17 protein-coding genes are annotated in these 14737 nt (G+C 70.7%); 1 reads left to right on the forward strand and 16 read right to left on the reverse strand.

Annotation, left to right across the window (positions count from 1 at the left end; all coding sequences use genetic code 11):
- Nucleotides 1–14: 14 nt before the first annotated feature.
- From I3V78_RS28935 to I3V78_RS28965, 7 genes are all read right to left on the reverse strand, one after another.
- Nucleotides 15–2276 carry a chemotaxis protein CheW gene (locus tag I3V78_RS28935; RefSeq protein ID WP_204492257.1) on the reverse strand — a complete coding sequence of 754 codons (2262 nt, stop codon included), beginning with the start codon at nt 2274–2276 and terminating at the stop codon, nt 15–17.
- Entirely contained in the window at nt 2273–2647 is a 375-nt protein-coding gene (locus I3V78_RS28940; protein WP_204492259.1) for a response regulator, read from the reverse strand. The genes I3V78_RS28935 and I3V78_RS28940 overlap by 4 nt, the downstream gene beginning before the upstream one ends.
- Nucleotides 2648–2699: 52 nt before the next feature.
- On the reverse strand, nt 2700–3188 hold the full coding sequence (locus tag I3V78_RS28945; RefSeq protein ID WP_204492261.1) for a M17 family peptidase N-terminal domain-containing protein: 489 nt from the start codon (nt 3186–3188) through the stop codon (nt 2700–2702).
- On the reverse strand, nt 3185–3607 hold the full coding sequence (gene nusB, locus I3V78_RS28950; protein ID WP_204492264.1) for a transcription antitermination factor NusB: 423 nt from the start codon (nt 3605–3607) through the stop codon (nt 3185–3187). Before nusB ends, I3V78_RS28945 begins: the two co-directional genes overlap by 4 nt.
- Before the next feature lie 2 nt (nt 3608–3609).
- Nucleotides 3610–4098 carry a 6,7-dimethyl-8-ribityllumazine synthase gene (ribH, locus tag I3V78_RS28955; RefSeq protein WP_204492266.1) on the reverse strand — a complete coding sequence of 163 codons (489 nt, stop codon included), beginning with the start codon at nt 4096–4098 and terminating at the stop codon, nt 3610–3612.
- A 66-nt stretch (nt 4099–4164) separates the two neighbouring features.
- Nucleotides 4165–5364 carry a 3,4-dihydroxy-2-butanone-4-phosphate synthase gene (gene ribB / locus I3V78_RS28960; protein ID WP_204492268.1) on the reverse strand — a complete coding sequence of 400 codons (1200 nt, stop codon included), beginning with the start codon at nt 5362–5364 and terminating at the stop codon, nt 4165–4167.
- Between the two features lie 39 nt (nt 5365–5403).
- Nucleotides 5404–6048 (reverse strand): riboflavin synthase, encoded by a 645-nt coding sequence (locus tag I3V78_RS28965; RefSeq protein ID WP_204492271.1) that lies wholly within the window; start codon nt 6046–6048, stop codon nt 5404–5406.
- Between the two features lie 156 nt (nt 6049–6204).
- On the opposite strand from I3V78_RS28965, the gene I3V78_RS28970 reads away from it, so the two are divergent.
- A complete protein-coding gene (locus tag I3V78_RS28970; protein ID WP_204492274.1) occupies nt 6205–6699 on the forward strand; it encodes a PilZ domain-containing protein in 495 nt (164 codons plus the stop codon).
- Between the two features lie 5 nt (nt 6700–6704).
- Here the strand turns inward: I3V78_RS28970 and ribD are convergent, their stop codons facing one another.
- The 9 genes from ribD to plsX form a co-directional block, all read right to left on the reverse strand.
- A complete protein-coding gene (gene ribD, locus I3V78_RS28975) occupies nt 6705–7880 on the reverse strand; it encodes a bifunctional diaminohydroxyphosphoribosylaminopyrimidine deaminase/5-amino-6-(5-phosphoribosylamino)uracil reductase RibD (RefSeq protein ID WP_204492276.1) in 1176 nt (391 codons plus the stop codon).
- Nucleotides 7881–7886: 6 nt separating this feature from the next.
- Nucleotides 7887–8384, reverse strand: a complete 498-nt coding sequence (nrdR, locus tag I3V78_RS28980) for a transcriptional regulator NrdR (RefSeq protein ID WP_204492278.1) — start codon at nt 8382–8384, stop codon at nt 7887–7889.
- Between the two features lie 19 nt (nt 8385–8403).
- Complete coding sequence (locus tag I3V78_RS28985; protein WP_204492280.1) at nt 8404–9660, reverse strand: serine hydroxymethyltransferase; 1257 nt, start codon at nt 9658–9660, stop codon at nt 8404–8406.
- A 33-nt stretch (nt 9661–9693) separates the two neighbouring features.
- On the reverse strand, nt 9694–10143 hold the full coding sequence (gene rpiB, locus I3V78_RS28990) for a ribose 5-phosphate isomerase B (protein WP_204492283.1): 450 nt from the start codon (nt 10141–10143) through the stop codon (nt 9694–9696).
- A 60-nt stretch (nt 10144–10203) separates the two neighbouring features.
- Nucleotides 10204–11460, reverse strand: a complete 1257-nt coding sequence (gene fabF / locus I3V78_RS28995) for a beta-ketoacyl-ACP synthase II (protein ID WP_204492285.1) — start codon at nt 11458–11460, stop codon at nt 10204–10206.
- A gap of 78 nt (nt 11461–11538) precedes the next feature.
- Nucleotides 11539–11781, reverse strand: coding sequence for an acyl carrier protein (gene acpP, locus I3V78_RS29000; RefSeq protein ID WP_204492287.1), 243 nt, complete (start codon nt 11779–11781; stop codon nt 11539–11541).
- A gap of 104 nt (nt 11782–11885) precedes the next feature.
- Nucleotides 11886–12632: a 3-oxoacyl-[acyl-carrier-protein] reductase gene (fabG, locus tag I3V78_RS29005; protein WP_204492290.1), complete on the reverse strand. Its 747-nt coding sequence runs from the start codon at nt 12630–12632 to the stop codon at nt 11886–11888.
- A 1-nt stretch (nt 12633) separates the two neighbouring features.
- A complete protein-coding gene (fabD, locus tag I3V78_RS29010; RefSeq protein ID WP_204492292.1) occupies nt 12634–13569 on the reverse strand; it encodes an ACP S-malonyltransferase in 936 nt (311 codons plus the stop codon).
- A 112-nt stretch (nt 13570–13681) separates the two neighbouring features.
- Nucleotides 13682–14737 (reverse strand): phosphate acyltransferase PlsX, encoded by a 1056-nt coding sequence (gene plsX / locus I3V78_RS29015; RefSeq protein WP_204492294.1) that lies wholly within the window; start codon nt 14735–14737, stop codon nt 13682–13684.

Raw genomic sequence — 14737 nt, forward strand, 5'->3', positions numbered from 1 at the left:
CCGCGCTCGGCGGATCACGCCCGGCGCCGCTCGGTGCTCATCCCTTCTTCCAACAGGGCGCCCACGTCGAGCACCAGCACGGTGCGCCGGTTGGCCAGGTCCGCCGCCCCCGAGATCCCTCGCACGCCCTGCAATCGGCCGCCCAGGGATTTGACGACGATGTCCTGCTGGCCCTGGAGCTCGTCCACGGCGATGCCCAGGCGCTCCTGGGCCAGCCCCGCCACCACCACGAAGTAGCGGTCCGGGTGGTGCTCCGGGTGGCCGAACACGCGCGCCAGCCGCATGAGGGGCAGCGTGCTGCCGCGCACGTCCAGCACCTCGCGCCGCTCCACGGTGCGGATCTCCGCCGGCTTGACGGAGAGGATTTCCAGCACGCTGTTGAGCGGCACCGCGTAGGTGCGACCACTCACGCCCACCACCAGGGCCCGGATGATGGCCAGGGTGACGGGCAGCGTGAGGTGGAAGGCGGTGCCCTGCCCCCGCTCGCTCCACACGTCGATGATGCCGGACAGGTTGCCGATGTTGTTCTTCACCACGTCCAGGCCCACGCCCCGGCCGGACAGCTCGCTCACGCTGCGCGCGGTGGAGAAGCCCGGCAGGAAGATGAGGTTGAGCAGCTCGCGCCGGCTCATCTCGCGCGCCTGGGCCTCGGTGATGAGGCCCTTGCGCAGCGCCAGCTCGCGCACGCCCAGCTCGTCGATGCCCGCCCCGTCGTCACTCACCTCGATGACGACGTGGTTGCCCTTCTGCTCGGCGTGCAGCGAGATGCGTGCCCGTCGGGGCTTGCCCACCGCCAGCCGCGCCTCGGGGGACTCGGCCCCATGGTCGATGGCGTTGCGGATGATGTGCATGAGCGGATCGCTCAGCTCCTCGACGATGAGCTTGTCCAGCTCCACGTCGCCGCCGCCGATGATGAAGTCGATCTCCTTGCCCACCTCGCGCGCGATGCGGCGCACCAGGCGCGCGAGCCGGTCGAACACCTGGCCCACGGGCACCATGCGCGCCTCCAGGAGGCCCTCCTGCAGCGCGTCCAGTTTGCGCTCCAACTGCCGCGTCTCGCGCGACAGCTCCTGGCCCCACGCCTTGGACAGCGAGGTGCCCGGGTCCTGCCGCACGCTCTCCACCATGCGCTGGAGGTTGGCCTTGATGAGCAGCAACTCGCCCACGGTGTTCATCAGCGCGTCCAGCCGGCTGATGTCCACGCGCACCGTCTGGGTGAGGCTGCGCGCGGACTCCCCCTCGCCCCGGCCGCTCCGGGACGTGGGCGGATCCTGCACCAGCGTGCGCACCGGGACGTGGGCCTCGGTCGTCTCCGCCGCGGGCTCGCTCTCCAGCGCGCGCAGGACGGTCGTCTTCGCCGTGGGCGTCGCGACGACCTCTTCCGCGACGACCTCGGGGGTGGGCGCCTTGGGCGCCCGGGGCTTGCGTTTGGCCGTCTTGCGCGCCGGGACGCTCGCCGCCGCCAGGGTCGGGGCCACGGCCTCCGGCTCGGACTCGGACTCGGACGGGCGCGGGGAGGGGGTGGCCGGGCGGATCCCGATCGAGAAGAGCTGGGCGGGCGTGCCCTCGAGCTTCTGCGTCAGCTCCTCGCTGGACACCTTGGCGCCGAAGATGAGGTCGAACGCGATGCCCGACAGCCCCCCGGGCTCCGACGACGGCAGGGTGCTGACGACCTCGCCCAGGGGCTTGAGCCGCGCGTTGAGCTCGGTGAGGCCCGTGTCGAAGTCGGACAGGTCGAACGCGGCCCGCACGCGGTAGAGCGCCACGCCCCGGCGCACGTTCTCGCGCAGGCGGTGCTCCTCGTACTCGGTGAAGACGGCGCGCACCTGCGCGGGCAGGTCCAGGCGGTCCAGCGGATCCTCGTCGGACGCGGACGCCACCGTGCCCAGGTCCGCCAGCCGCTGCCCGAGCGTCGTCACCCGCTCGCCCAACGAGTCCGTGGCCTCTTCCCGCGACGCCTCGGACAGCAGGGACTGGAGCACGTCCAGGGACTCGATGAGCCCGTCGAGCACCTGATCGTCCAGCGATAGCTTGCCCAGCCGCAGCCGATCCAGCAGGTCCTCCGTCTGGTGGGCCAGCTTCGCGATGCGCTCCTGGCCGAAGAGCGCCGCCAGGCCCTTGAGCGAGTGCGCCGCCCGGAAGATGCCGTTGATGACCTCGGGATCCGGCTCCGTGCCGCGCTGCTGATCCAACAGGAGCAGGTCCCGGCTCAGCGACTCGAGGATCTCCGTGCCCTCGGCGATGAACTCCGCCAGGGCCTTGCCCGCGGTGCTCACGCGAGCTGGAGGTAGCGCCGCACGAGCTCTTCCAGGCTCCGCGGGGAGAAGGGCTTCACCAGGTACTCCACCGCGCCCAGCGCCAGTCCGCGATCGCGATCCGTCTCCCGACCCTCGGTGGTGATGATGAACAGGGGGGTGTCACGCAGGGCGGGGTTGCTCTTGACGAAGCGGATGAGCTCCAGCCCGTTGATGTCGGGCATGTTGATGTCGGTGATGATGAGCGCGAAGTCGTGCTGGGGCAGCAGCTTGAGCGCCTCGAGGCCACTGCTGGAGGGGATGGCCTCGAGACCCGGGATGGACTCCACCGTCGCGGCGATGAGCTCCCGCGAGGCCCTCGAATCCTCCACGATCAGAATCTTGGACGTCATGAGTCAGGAACCGGTCCGGACATCCTACCAGAAGGATGAGAAGCGGCGAGCTTCAGGCCTTGCGGGAAGGCAGTCGGCGGGCGAATTCCTTGTCCGCCAGCACCGAGACCTTCTTTCCCTTGAAGGCGGGAAGGAAGCGTTCCTGGAAGGCGGACAGACGTGCGGAGTCATCCAGCGCGCCGTGACCTGGGATCTCCAGGGCCACGGAGTCCACCCGGGCCCGGGCGAGCACCTGGCCGGCGGAGGCGAGCGCGGCGCCCAGGGCGGCGGCGTCCATGCCCTGGCGTCGGCCCAGGCCCAGGACGAAGACCCGGGGGACCGTGAACCCCCCGTCCGTGGGCAGCAGCAGGGAGTCGTCCCGGGCGCCCGCGAAGAAGCCGGACAGGAGCACGCGCGACAGGGTGCCGCACAGGCGCCAGTCCACATACCCCGCGATGCCCGGCAGGGGCCGGTCGTCCTCGGCCACGAAGAGGCAGAGGGCGTCCACCTCCTGCAGCGAGTCCAGACCCGCCAGACCGAGCTCGTGGGTGGAGACGTTCACTGCTTCCCCAGGGCCACGGCCACGCGATCCAGCAGGCCGTTGACGAAGGCGCTGGACTCCTCGGTGCCGAAGTTCTTGCCCAGCTCCACCGCCTCGTTGATGGACACCTTCTTGGGGATGTCCGGGCGGTACTTGAGCTCGAAGACGCCCAGGCGCAGCACGTTGCGGTCGATGCGCGACATGCGGTCCAGGCGCCAGTTGTGGCTGTGCTTCTCGATGAGCTGGTCGATCTCCTCGCGGTGGGACTGCACGCCCTCGGCGAGCTCGCGGGCGAACTTCACCGCCTCGGCCTCGGTGTTGGCCACCTCGGCGGCGGCCCACGCGGCCTCCAGGGCCTCGCCGATGCGGGAGCCCGGCGCCATGTCCACCTGGTAGAGCGCCTGGAGCGCCCGCTCACGAGCCGTTCTGCGCGCGCCCATGGTCAGCTCTTTCCTTGCGGCAGGGAGGCGAGCCGCGTGTGCAGGTTGACCATCTCGATGCAGGCCATCGCCGCCTCGGAGCCCTTGTTGCCGGCCTTCACGCCGGCGCGGTCGATGGCCTGCTCCACGGTGTCACACGTGAGCACGCCGAAGGTGACGGCCGCCTGGGAGGTGAAGGCCACCTGGCCGATGCCCTTGGTGCACTCGCCCGACACGTAGTCGAAGTGGGGCGTGCCCCCGCGGATGACGGCGCCCAGGGTGACGATGCCCACGTAGGACCGGGTCTCCGACACGCGCCGCGTGAGCGCCGGCAGCTCGTAGGTGCCGGGGCAGCGGAACACGTCGATGTCCCCATCGGCCACACCGTGGCGCACCAGGGTGTCCACCGCGCCCTTCACCAGTTCCTCGGTGATGAACGCGTTGAAACGGGCCACGCAGATGGCGAAGCGGCCCTTGGGGGGGAGGAAGTCACCTTCGATGTAACGGGGCATGTGCGGCCCTCTCTACACCAGGCACCCGGGTGGCGTCCCCCCCAGTTTTCCCCCCGGGCGAGCCGCTCAGGAGGCCCGGCGGGGGGGAGCGAGGCGACGAGCGGCGACCCGCCGGGCGGGCTCCGCCGGCTCCGCCAGGGGCAGCTGCTCCACCACCTCCAGGGCGTAGCTCTCCAACCCCACGATCTTCTTGGGGTTGTTGGTGAGCAGGCGCAGCCGGGTCAGCTTGAGATCCTTGAGGATCTGCGCCCCCACGCCGAACTCGCGCAGCCGGGTCTGATCCTTGTGCCCGGGGACCAGCTCCTCGTTGGGCACGTGGGTGCAGCGCAGCTGATCCTTCGCGGACGCATCGCGCTGCAGGAGGATGACCACCCCCCGCCCCGCCTCGTGGATTTTCTGGAAGGCCCGCTCCAGCTGAGGGCCGCACTCGCACCCGGCGCTGCCCAGCACGTCCCCCATGAGGCAGGAGCGATGCACGCGGGTGAGCACGGGCTCCCGGCCGGAGATGTCGCCCTTGACCAGGGCCACGTGCACGGCCGTGTCCACCGCGCTGCCATAGGTGTAGGCCCGGAAGGAGCCCTGGCCCCGGCGCTCCAGCGTCGCCTCGCCCAGCCGCTTCACGAGCCGCTCGCGCTCCAGCCGGTAGCGGATGATGTCCGCCACGGACAGGAGCACCATCTGGTGCTTGCGGGCGAAGCGCACGAGGTCCGGCCGACGCGCCATGGTGCCGTCGGGGTTCATGATCTCGCAGATGACGCCCGAGGGGCGCAGGCCCGCCATGCGCGACAGGTCCACGCTGCCCTCCGTCTGGCCGGTGCGCACGAGCACCCCACCCTCGCGCGCGCGCAGGGGGAAGATGTGGCCGGGGCGCGACAGGTCCGAGGGCTTGGCGTTGGGCGCCACCGCCACCTGGATGGTGTGGGCGCGGTCCTTGGCGGAGATGCCGGTGGACACGCCCTGGGCGGCCTCGATGGAGACGGTGAAGGCCGTCTGGAAGGAGGAGGTGTTGTCCTGCACCATCAGGGGCAGGTTGAGCCGGCGGATGCGCTCCTCGTCGAGCGACAGGCAGATGAGCCCGCGGCCATGGGTGGCCATGAAGTTGATGTCCTGGGGGGTCACCTTCTCCGCCGCCATGACGAGGTCGCCCTCGTTCTCGCGGTCCTCGTCATCCGTGAGGATGACCATCCGCCCCTTGCGGATGTCCGCGAGCGCCCGCTCCACCAGGGCGATGCTGTCCGTGTCCTGCTGCTGCTTGCCGCGCGCCATGCGAACTCCCGGTCCTTGCGGACGAATCAACCCCGATGCTCAGCCCCCGAAGCCCGCGGCCTTGAGCGCGGCCTCGGTGAGCCCGGCCCCCGGGCCCTGGCGCAGCGAGATGAGCCGCGCCACGTACTTGCCAATCATGTCCGCCTCCAGGTTCACCCGCTCCCCCACCGCGCGCGAGCGCAGCGTGGTGCGCTCCTGGGTCTCGGGGATGAGCTGCACGCCGAAGTGGTCCACGCCCACCGAGTTGACGGTGAGGCTGATGCCGTCGATGGCCACCGAGCCCTTCTCGATGAAGAAGGGGGCGATGTCCGGGGTGAGCCGGAAGAGCATCACCCACGAGCCGCCCTCGGTGCGCGTCTCCAGCACCTCGCTCACCGCGTCCACGTGGCCGCTGACCATGTGGCCGCCGAGCCGGTCGCCCAGCGCGAGCGCCCGCTCGAGGTTGACCCGCGAGCCGGGCGTCCGGGCCCCGAGCGTCGTGCGCCGCAGGGTCTCCGGCGCCGCCTGGACGCGGAAGGAGTCGCCCGCGCGCTCCACCACGGTGAGGCAGGCGCCATCCACCGCGATCGACTCGCCGAGTGTGAAGTCCCGCGCCCCGAGCGAGGTGCGGATCCACAGGTCCGTCATCCCGCCGGGGATGACCCGCTCCACCACGCCAATGTCCTGGATGAGTCCGGTGAACATGTCGCGCTGGCTTATAACGGATTCGCGCGTCCGCGACCGCTGCTTCTCCCGCGCCCCCGCCTCCTCCCCGGGCGGGCCCGGACGGCGAGCGACCTCCCAGGTCGTCCCCCTCACGGCACGCTCGGTCGCCCGGCCGGGGCCGGGTAGACTGGGCGTATGGATTTGACCGCGTGGTTGACGAACTTCCGGGAATTGCACGAGCGGGCGCGCCGCGGGCTGCACACGAGCGAGGAGCGGGCGCGCTATCTGGAGGCCCGGGAGCACTTCGCGCGCTCGCTGCTCGAGTCCCAGGGGCAGAACCCGGTGACGGGCACGAGCGCGCGCCGCACCTTCCGGGTGCCCAAGGGCCTCGTGGTGGACGTGTGCTTCCGGGAAGGCGCCTGGCGGGGCCGCACCCTGGATGTCTCCTCGGGGGGCTTCTCCTGCCGGCTGACCCATCCCCCGGTGGCGGGCGAGGTGGGCGGCTTCGTGCTGTGGCTGCCCGAGGCCCACGAGCGGCCGGTGACGGGGCTCGTGCGGCTCGTGGCGCGGGACACGGGGGAGCAGGAGCCGCGGCGCGTCTCGCTCACCTTCGAGGAGATGGACGAAGAGGCCCGCGAGCGCCTGGAGCTGATGATCTTCGATCTGGCGCTGGGCTACGTCCGGGCCTGAGCGGCTCAGCGGCGCGGCTGGAGCTGGGTGCGCAGCAGGAGATCCTCGCCCACCTGCTCGAAGGCGAGCGGGCTCACCGTGAGCGCGCGCGCCATCTGCTTGACGCCCAGCGAGCCCGACCAGGACAGGCCCTCGCCGCCGATGAGCTTGGGCGCGATGAAGAGCAGGAGCTCGTCGGCCAGCTCCTCGCGCAGGAACGAGCCGTACATCTCCGCCCCACCCTCCACGAGGACATGGTTGAGGCCCTCCTGGGCGAGTCGGCGCATGAGGGCTTCCAGATCCACCTGCCCGTCCTTCTCGGGCAGCTGCCAGACGTCGGCGCCGGTCGAGAGGAAGCGTTTGGCCTTGCGGCCGGTGGGCTCCTCGAGCGTGGCCACCACGGTGCGCGCGGGCGAGCGCTGGGTGAAGACGGTGAGCGTCGCCGGCAGCCGCAGGCGCGAATCCACCACGACCCGCACGGGATCCTTCCCACTGCCCTCGGGCAGCCGGGTGGTGAGCTGGGGGTTGTCACGGCGGGCGGTGTTCGCGCCCACGAGGATGACGTCCACCTGGTCGCGCAGCCGGTGCACCCACGCGCGGGCCTGCTCGCCCGTCACCCAGCGCGAGTCCCCGGTGGCGGTGGCGAGCTTGCCGTCCAGGGTGACCGCCGCCTTGAGCGAGACGAAGGGCAGGCCGGTGGTCATCGCCTTGAAGAAGGGGCGGTTGAGCCGATCGGCCTCCTCGGCGAGCACGCCGGTGAGCACCTGCACCCCGGCGCGCCGCAGCCGGGCCACGCCCTTGCCGTTCACCTTGGGGTTGGGATCCGACGAGGCGGTGATGACCCGGCGCACGCCCGCGTCCAGGATGGCCTGACTGCACGGCGGCGTGCGCCCGTAGTGATCGCACGGCTCGAGCGTGGTGTAGAGGTCGGCGCCCCGCGCCTTGGTGCCCGCGGCCTCGAGCGCCACCACCTCGGCGTGCGCGGTGCCCGCGCGGCGGTGGTAGCCGCGGGAGATGACCCGGCCGCCCTTCACCAGCACGACGCCCACCACCGGATTGGGGCTGGTGCGGCCCAGGCCCTTGGCGGCCTCCTCCAGCGCCATGCGCATGAAGAACTCGGCCACGGCGCGGTCGAAATCCGCCGTGCGCTTGGCCCGGGGCGCGCGCCCCGCCTGCAATCGCGCTCGCGTCAAGAGCCGCATCCCCCGTCAACCTTCCTTGTCCGGAGAACGGGGCGGCTTGCGCTCACGCGCCCGTTCCGACAGCAGGTCCTTGAGCTCCTCCATGAACTCGGTGATGTCGTGGAAGCTGCGGTACACCGAGGCGAAGCGCACGTAGGCCACCTCGTCCAGCACCTGCAGCCGCCGCATCACCTCCTCGCCGATGACCGACGAGGGCACTTCCTTCTCGCCCAGGCCCTGGAGCAGGCGCTCCACGGCCGTCACCGTCTCCTCCAGCCGATCCGAGGACACCGGGCGCTTCTCGCAGGCCTTCTGCAGCCCCGCGAGCAGCTTGTCCCGATCGAACGTCTCGCGCCGCCCGTCCTTCTTCACGATGAGCGGGGCGAGTTCCTCCACGCGCTCGTAGGTGGTGAAGCGCCGCTTGCACTGGAGGCACTCGCGGCGCCGGCGGATGACGGACCCCTCCTGAGACTCGCGCGAGTCGATGACCTTGTTCTCGGCGTCCTGGCAGAAGGGGCAGCGCATGGGGCGGCGGTGGGGCCCGCTACTTCAGGCGCGAGGCGTAGAGCGGGAAGCTCTGGGTGAACTCCTGGATGCGGCCACGGATGCTGGCGAGGCGCGCCTCGTCCGAGGCGTGGTCCAGCGCCTCGACCACCAGGGCGCCCACGGTGGCCATCTCCGCCTCCTTCATGCCGCGCGAGGTGAGCGCCGGGGTGCCGATGCGCACACCGGACGTCACCGTGGGCTTCTCCGGATCGAAGGGGATCATGTTCTTGTTCACCGTGATGCCGGCCTTGCCCAGCACCTCCTCGGCCACCTTGCCCACGAGCTTCTTGGGGCGCAGGTCCACGAGCATCAGGTGGTTGTCGGTGCCGCCAGAGCACAGGCGCAGGCCGCCCTTCTGCAGCGCCTCGGCGAGCGCCTGGGCGTTGGCGACGATCTGCTTCTGGTAGGCCTTGAACTCGGGGGACAGCGCCTCGCGGAAGGCCACGGCCTTGGCGGCGATGACGTGCATGAGGGGGCCGCCCTGGATGCCCGGGAAGATCTGGCTGTTGAGCGTCTTGCCGTAGGACTCCTTGGCCAGCACGAGGCCACCGCGCGGGCCGCGCAGCGTCTTGTGCGTGGTGCTGGTGACGATGTCGGCCAGGGGCACGGGCGAGGGGTGGATCCCCGCGGCCACGAGGCCGGCGATGTGCGCCATGTCCACCATGAGCGCGGCGCCCACGCTGTCGGCGATCTCGCGGAACTTCGCGAAGTCGATGATGCGGGGGTAGGCCGAGGCGCCCACCACCACCACGCGCGGCTTGTGCTCCTGGGCGAGCGCGGCGGCCTGCGCGTAGTCGATGGTCTCCGTGTCCCGGGTGAGCCCGTAGTGCACGGCCTTGTAGAGCTTGCCGGAGAAGTTGAACGCGGAGCCGTGGGTGAGGTGGCCGCCGGAGTTCAGGTCCAGCGCGAGCAGCGTCTCTCCCGGCTTCATCAGCGCCATGTAGGCGCCCATGTTGGCCTGGCTGCCCGAGTGGGCCTGCACGTTGGCGTACTCGGCGCCGAAGAGCTCCTTGGCGCGGGAGATGGCGAGCGACTCGGCCACGTCCACCACCTCGCACCCGCCGTAGTAGCGCTTGCCGGGGTAGCCCTCCGCGTACTTGTTGGTGAGGACCGAGCCAGCGGCCTCCATCACCGCGGGACTGACGAAGTTCTCCGAGGCGATGAGCTCCAGGCCGTCTTCCTGGCGGCGCGTCTCCTCGAGGAGGACCTTGGCGATCTCCGGATCGACCTGGGACAGCGTGCGGGTGTTCTCCATGGCGTGTCTCTCCTCAGCGGGGAATGGCGGCCGTCAGCGCCCGTTGCCGGACTCGGCCTCGCGAATCTTGTCCAGGCGCCGCTGGTGGCGGCCGCCCTCGAACGGGGTGGTCAGGAACGCCTCGAGGATGCTCCGGGCGAGCCCCGCCCCCACCACGCGCTGACCCAGGCAGAGCACGTTGGCGTCGTTGTGGGCCCGGGCCATGCGGGCCACGAACTCGTCCGTGCAGAGCGCGGCGCGGATGCCCGGGAACTTGTTGGCGGTGATGGCCATGCCCATGCCCGTGCCGCACACGAGGACGCCAAAGGTCGCCCGGCCCTCCGCTACCCCGAGCGCCACCTGGCGGGCGAAGTCGGGGTAGTCCACGGAGTCCGCCGTGGCCGGCCCCCGGTCATCCACCTCGGTGCGCGCCTCCTGGAGCGCCTTCACGAGTTCGCGGCGCAACTCCAGGCCCGCATGGTCCGACGCGATGATGACCTTCATGGGCGCCCTCTTCTTCCCTGCGCCGGGCCCCCGCGCGAGCGGCGGCCCGGGGGGGACGTGCTACTGGAACTTCTTGAACACCAGCACCGCGTTGGTGCCGCCGAAACCGAACGAGTTGCTCATCACCGCGTCCACCCGCTGCTCACGCGCCTGGTTGGGCACGTAGTCCAGATCGCAGTCCGGATCCGGGTTGGTCAGGTTGATGGTCGGCGGGACGATGTCGTGGAGGAGCGTCATCACGCTCACCACGGCCTCGGCGCCACCGGCGGCGCCCAGCATGTGGCCCGTCATGGACTTGGTGGACGACACGGCGACCTTGCGCGCGTGCGCGCCGAACACGGCCTTGATGGCCTTGGTCTCGTTGGCGTCGTTGAAGGGCGTGGAGGTGCCGTGCGCGTTGATGTAGCTCACGTCCTCGGGGTTCATGCCCGCGGACGCGAGCGCCAGGCGCATGCACCGCGCCGCGCCCTCGCCTTCCGGGGCGGGCTGCGTCACGTGGTGCGCGTCCGAGTTGGCGCCATAACCCACGACCTCCGCGAGGATGCGCGCGCCGCGCTTCTTGGCGTGCTCCAGCTCCTCGAGCACGACGATGCCCGCGCCCTCGCCCATCACGAAGCCATCGCGCTCCTTGTCGAAGGGACGGCTGGCGCTCGCCGGGCTGTCGTTGCGGTTGGACAGGGCCTTCATCACCGAGAAGCCGCCCATGCCCAGCGGGGTGATGGCCGCCTCGGCACCGCCGGCGATGACCGCGTCACACTCGCCCAGGCGGATGGACTTCCAGGCCTCGCCGATGGCGTGCGCGCTGGTGGCGCAGGCCGACACGGGCGACCAGTTGGGGCCCTTGCAGCCATAGCGCATGGAGATGAGTCCAGGCGCCATGTTGATGATCATCTGGATGATGAAGAACGGAGAGAGCCGGTCAAAGCCCTTCTCCATCCCCTTGTGGTGCTGCTCCTCGAGCGAGGAGATGCCACCAATGCCCGAGCCCACGATGACGCCGACCTTCTCGGGCGTGTAGCCATGGGGAGCGTCCGGCCCGATGGGCAGGCCACTCTCCTTGACGGCCATGTCGGCCGCCGCGAGCGCGAACTGGGCGAACAGGTCCATCCGGCGCACTTCGCGCTTCTCGATGAACTGCTCGGGCTGGAAGTCCTTCACCTCCCCGGCGAAGCGGGTGTCGATCTTCCCCACATCGAAGCGGGTGATGTTCGCGATACCGGACTGGCCGGCGAGCATCGCCTTCCAGTTCTTCTCGGTACCGGTGCCCAGTGCCGTGAGGATGCCGGTACCGGTGATGACGACTCGACGGTTTGACACGTGACTCTCCACTCCCTACCGCGCTGCTGCCATGGAACACCGGGCGCTACCCACGCGCCCCGGTCCTACCGGTGAGGCCTACTTCTTGTGGGTGTTGACGTAGTTGATGGCGTCACCGACGGTCTTGATGTTCTCGGCCTCCTCGTCGGGGATCTCGACCTCGAACTCCTCCTCCATCGCCATCACCAGCTCGACGATGTCGAGGCTGTCGGCGCCGAGGTCCTCGATGAAGGAGGACTCGGGCTTGATCTCCTCCTCGCCCACCCCCAGCTGGTCGGCGATGATGCCCTTGATCTTGCTCTCGATGGTAGACGTCGTCATGGGTATTGAATCCTCCGGAAACCGCGTGACGGCCCAGCATACTCCCCGGACCCTGTAAAGGCGGGCGCGGTATACTCCAGGCCCCGCGCCGATCCAACCCTTGGCTACATGTACATGCCGCCGTTCACCTTGAGGACCTCTCCGGTGATGTAGGCGGCGGCGTCTCCGGCCAGGAACAACACGGCGTTGGCCACGTCCTCGCCCGAGCCCAGGCGGGACAGGGGGATGGCGGCCACCATCTTCTCGCGCGTGGCGCCCTCCAGGGAGGCCGTCATGTCGGTGTCGATGAAGCCCGGCGACACGGCGTTGACACGGATGTTGCGGCTGGCGAGCTCCCGGGCCACGGACTTGGTGAGGCCGATGAGACCCGCTTTGGAGGCCGAGTAGGCCGCCTGCCCGCCGTTGCCCATCTCCCCCACCACGGAGGTCAGGTTGATGATGGCCCCGCCCCGCTGCTTCATCATGGGGCGGCTGGCGGCGCGGATGAGCGCGAAGGCGCCCCGGAGGTTGGTGTCCAACTGTTTGTCCCAGTCCTCGTCCTTCACGCGCATGACGAGGCCGTCCACGGCGATGCCCGCGTTGTTCACGAGCACGTCCAGCCGGCCGTGCGTCTTGACGCACGCCTCCACGGCGCTGGCGCACGCGGCGGTGTCCGCCACGTCGAAGCGGACGATCTCGCCCCGGGCGCCCGCGGCCTGCACGAGCCCCAGCGTCTCCTGGGCGGCCGCCTCGTTGCCCGCGTAGCTGATGACGACCGTGGCGCCCTGCTTCGCGAACGCCACGCAGATGGCCCGGCCAATCCCGCGCGAGCCACCCGTCACCAACACCACCTTGTCCTTGAATGCGCTCATCTCAGGCTCCCAGCGCCGCGAGGACCTTCTCCAGGCTCGCGGAATCTTCCACGTTGAACGACTCGATGTCCTTGCTGATGCGCTTGGTGAGCCCGCTGAGCACCTTGCCCGGGCCCAGCTCGACGAGGCGCGTGACGCCCTCGGCCTTGAGCGTCTCCACGCACTCGAGCCAGCGCACCACGGAGCTGACCTGCTCGAGCAGCAGGGGCACCACGCGCGCCGCGTCGGTGTTGGGGCGCGCCTCCACGTTGGTCACCACCGGTACCGCCGGTGCACCCACCTTCACCCGCGCGAGCACCTCGGCCAGGCGCGGCTTGACGGGGTCCATCAGCGCGCAGTGGAAGGGGGCGGACACCGGCAGGGGCATGACGCGCTTGGCGCCCAGCTCCTTGCTCCGCGCCCCGGCGCGCTCCACCGCCTGGGCATGGCCGGCGATGACCGTCTGCTCGGGCGAGTTGTAGTTGGCGGGGGACACCACCTGATCCTGGGCCGCCTCGTCACACGCCTGCTTCACCTTGTCCGGGGTGAGGCCGAGGATGGCGGCCATGGCGCCCACGCCCTCGGGCACGGCTTCCTGCATGAAGGTGCCCCGCGCGCGCACGGCCCGCACGGCGTCCTCCAGGGACAGCGCCCCCGCGGCCACCAGGGCCGAGTACTCCCCGAGCGAATGGCCCGCCACGAACACCGGCGCCGGCCCCCGCCGGGAGAACACGGCGTGCGCGGCCACCGACACGGTGAGGATGGCCGGCTGGGTGTTGGCCGTCAGCTTGAGCGCGGCCTCGGGCCCCTCGAACATCGTCTGGGTGAACTTCTCGCCCAGTGCCTCGTCGGCCGCCTCGAACACGACCCGGGCCTCGGGAAACTTCTCGAACAGGTCCTTCCCCATGCCAACGGCCTGACTGCCCTGGCCGGGGAAAATGAAAGCGATCTTCGACATGCCGCGAACTCCCTCCCTCAAGGACTCCACTACCCGAGCGCCATGGGCAGGGAGGCGGAGGACGTATTGCCGTATTCGCCCAGGTTGAGCCAGCACTTCTCACCACCCCGAGTCACCCCCCCGAGGGTGCGCTCTTTCCCCGGTGGCGGACGGGAAGCCAGGCGGCGGCCTGGGCGATGCAACGCGTCAACTCGGCGTGGCCCCCCGCCTCGGCCGAGCGCGCGGCCGCCTCCAGGGCCTGCTGCAGGGCGCGCGGCGAGCTGCGACCATGGGCCACGATGGCCACGCCCTGGATGCCGAGCAGCGGCGCGCCGCCGTGCTCCGCGTAGTCCACCATCTTGCGCAGCCCCGCGAAGGTGGGCCGCAGGAGCAGCGCCCCCAGCTTCTCCGCCAGGCCGCCCCGCGCCTCGATGGCCGAGCGCAGCACCCCCGTCACTCCCGCCGCCACGCCCTCGGAGGTCTTGAGCACCACATTGCCCGTGAAACCGTCGGTGACGACCACCTCCACGTCGCCGGAGAACAGCGCGCGCCCCTCGGCGTAGCCCACGAAGTTCAGGTCCGAGCCCCGCAGCAGCGCCGCCGCCGCGCGCGTGAGCGCCGTGCCCTTGGAGGACTCCTCGCCATTGGAGAGCACGGCCACCCGGGGACGCGCCAGCCCCAGCCGGGCCCGCACGTAGGCGCTGCCCAGCACGGCCCACTGGGCGAGGTGCTCGGGCCTGCACTCCACGTTGGCCCCCGAGTCCAGGAGCAGGCAGCGCCCGCTGCCCTTGAGGGCGGGCAGGAGCGTGGCGATGGCGGGGCGGTCCACCCCGGGCAGGCGGCCGAGCACGAGCAGCCCCCCGGCCATCACCGCCCCCGAGTGCCCGGCCGACACGAACGCCTCGGCCTCGCCCCGGCGCACGAGCTCGAAGCCCACCCGGAGGGAGGAGTCGCGCTTGCGGCGGATGGCGGAGAAGGCCTGATCGCCCATCTCCACGACCTGGGAGGCGGGATGCACGCGCACATTGAGGGGAGCGCCCCCCGCCCGCGCGAGGCAGTCGCGCACCCGGTCCGCGGGCCCCACCAGCACCACCTCGTGCTCCGCGCGCTCCCGGGCGAACAGGAGCGCGCCTCGCACGGGGGTCTCCGGGGCGTGATCCCCCCCCATCGCATCCAGAACGAGCCTCAT

The organism is Archangium primigenium (genome assembly GCF_016904885.1).
GTDB classification, from domain to species: domain Bacteria; phylum Myxococcota; class Myxococcia; order Myxococcales; family Myxococcaceae; genus Cystobacter; species Cystobacter primigenius.

Bases quoted from the DNA above. Each gene is read 5' to 3' on its own strand.
- I3V78_RS28940 (WP_204492259.1), bottom strand. From the start codon at position 2,647: ATGACGTCCAAGATTCTGATCGTGGAGGATTCGAGGGCCTCGCGGGAG.
- nusB (WP_204492264.1), bottom strand. From the start codon at position 3,607: ATGGGCGCGCGCAGAACGGCTCGTGAGCGGGCGCTCCAGGCGCTCTAC.
- ribH (WP_204492266.1), bottom strand. From the start codon at position 4,098: ATGCCCCGTTACATCGAAGGTGACTTCCTCCCCCCCAAGGGCCGCTTC.
- ribB (WP_204492268.1), bottom strand. From the start codon at position 5,364: ATGGCGCGCGGCAAGCAGCAGCAGGACACGGACAGCATCGCCCTGGTG.
- I3V78_RS28965 (WP_204492271.1), bottom strand. From the start codon at position 6,048: ATGTTCACCGGACTCATCCAGGACATTGGCGTGGTGGAGCGGGTCATC.
- I3V78_RS28970 (WP_204492274.1), top strand. From the start codon at position 6,205: ATGGATTTGACCGCGTGGTTGACGAACTTCCGGGAATTGCACGAGCGG.
- ribD (WP_204492276.1), bottom strand. From the start codon at position 7,880: ATGCGGCTCTTGACGCGAGCGCGATTGCAGGCGGGGCGCGCGCCCCGG.
- nrdR (WP_204492278.1), bottom strand. From the start codon at position 8,384: ATGCGCTGCCCCTTCTGCCAGGACGCCGAGAACAAGGTCATCGACTCG.
- I3V78_RS28985 (WP_204492280.1), bottom strand. From the start codon at position 9,660: ATGGAGAACACCCGCACGCTGTCCCAGGTCGATCCGGAGATCGCCAAG.
- rpiB (WP_204492283.1), bottom strand. From the start codon at position 10,143: ATGAAGGTCATCATCGCGTCGGACCATGCGGGCCTGGAGTTGCGCCGC.
- acpP (WP_204492287.1), bottom strand. From the start codon at position 11,781: ATGACGACGTCTACCATCGAGAGCAAGATCAAGGGCATCATCGCCGAC.
- fabG (WP_204492290.1), bottom strand. From the start codon at position 12,632: ATGAGCGCATTCAAGGACAAGGTGGTGTTGGTGACGGGTGGCTCGCGC.
- fabD (WP_204492292.1), bottom strand. From the start codon at position 13,569: ATGTCGAAGATCGCTTTCATTTTCCCCGGCCAGGGCAGTCAGGCCGTT.
- plsX (WP_204492294.1), bottom strand. From the start codon at position 14,737: ATGAGGCTCGTTCTGGATGCGATGGGGGGGGATCACGCCCCGGAGACC.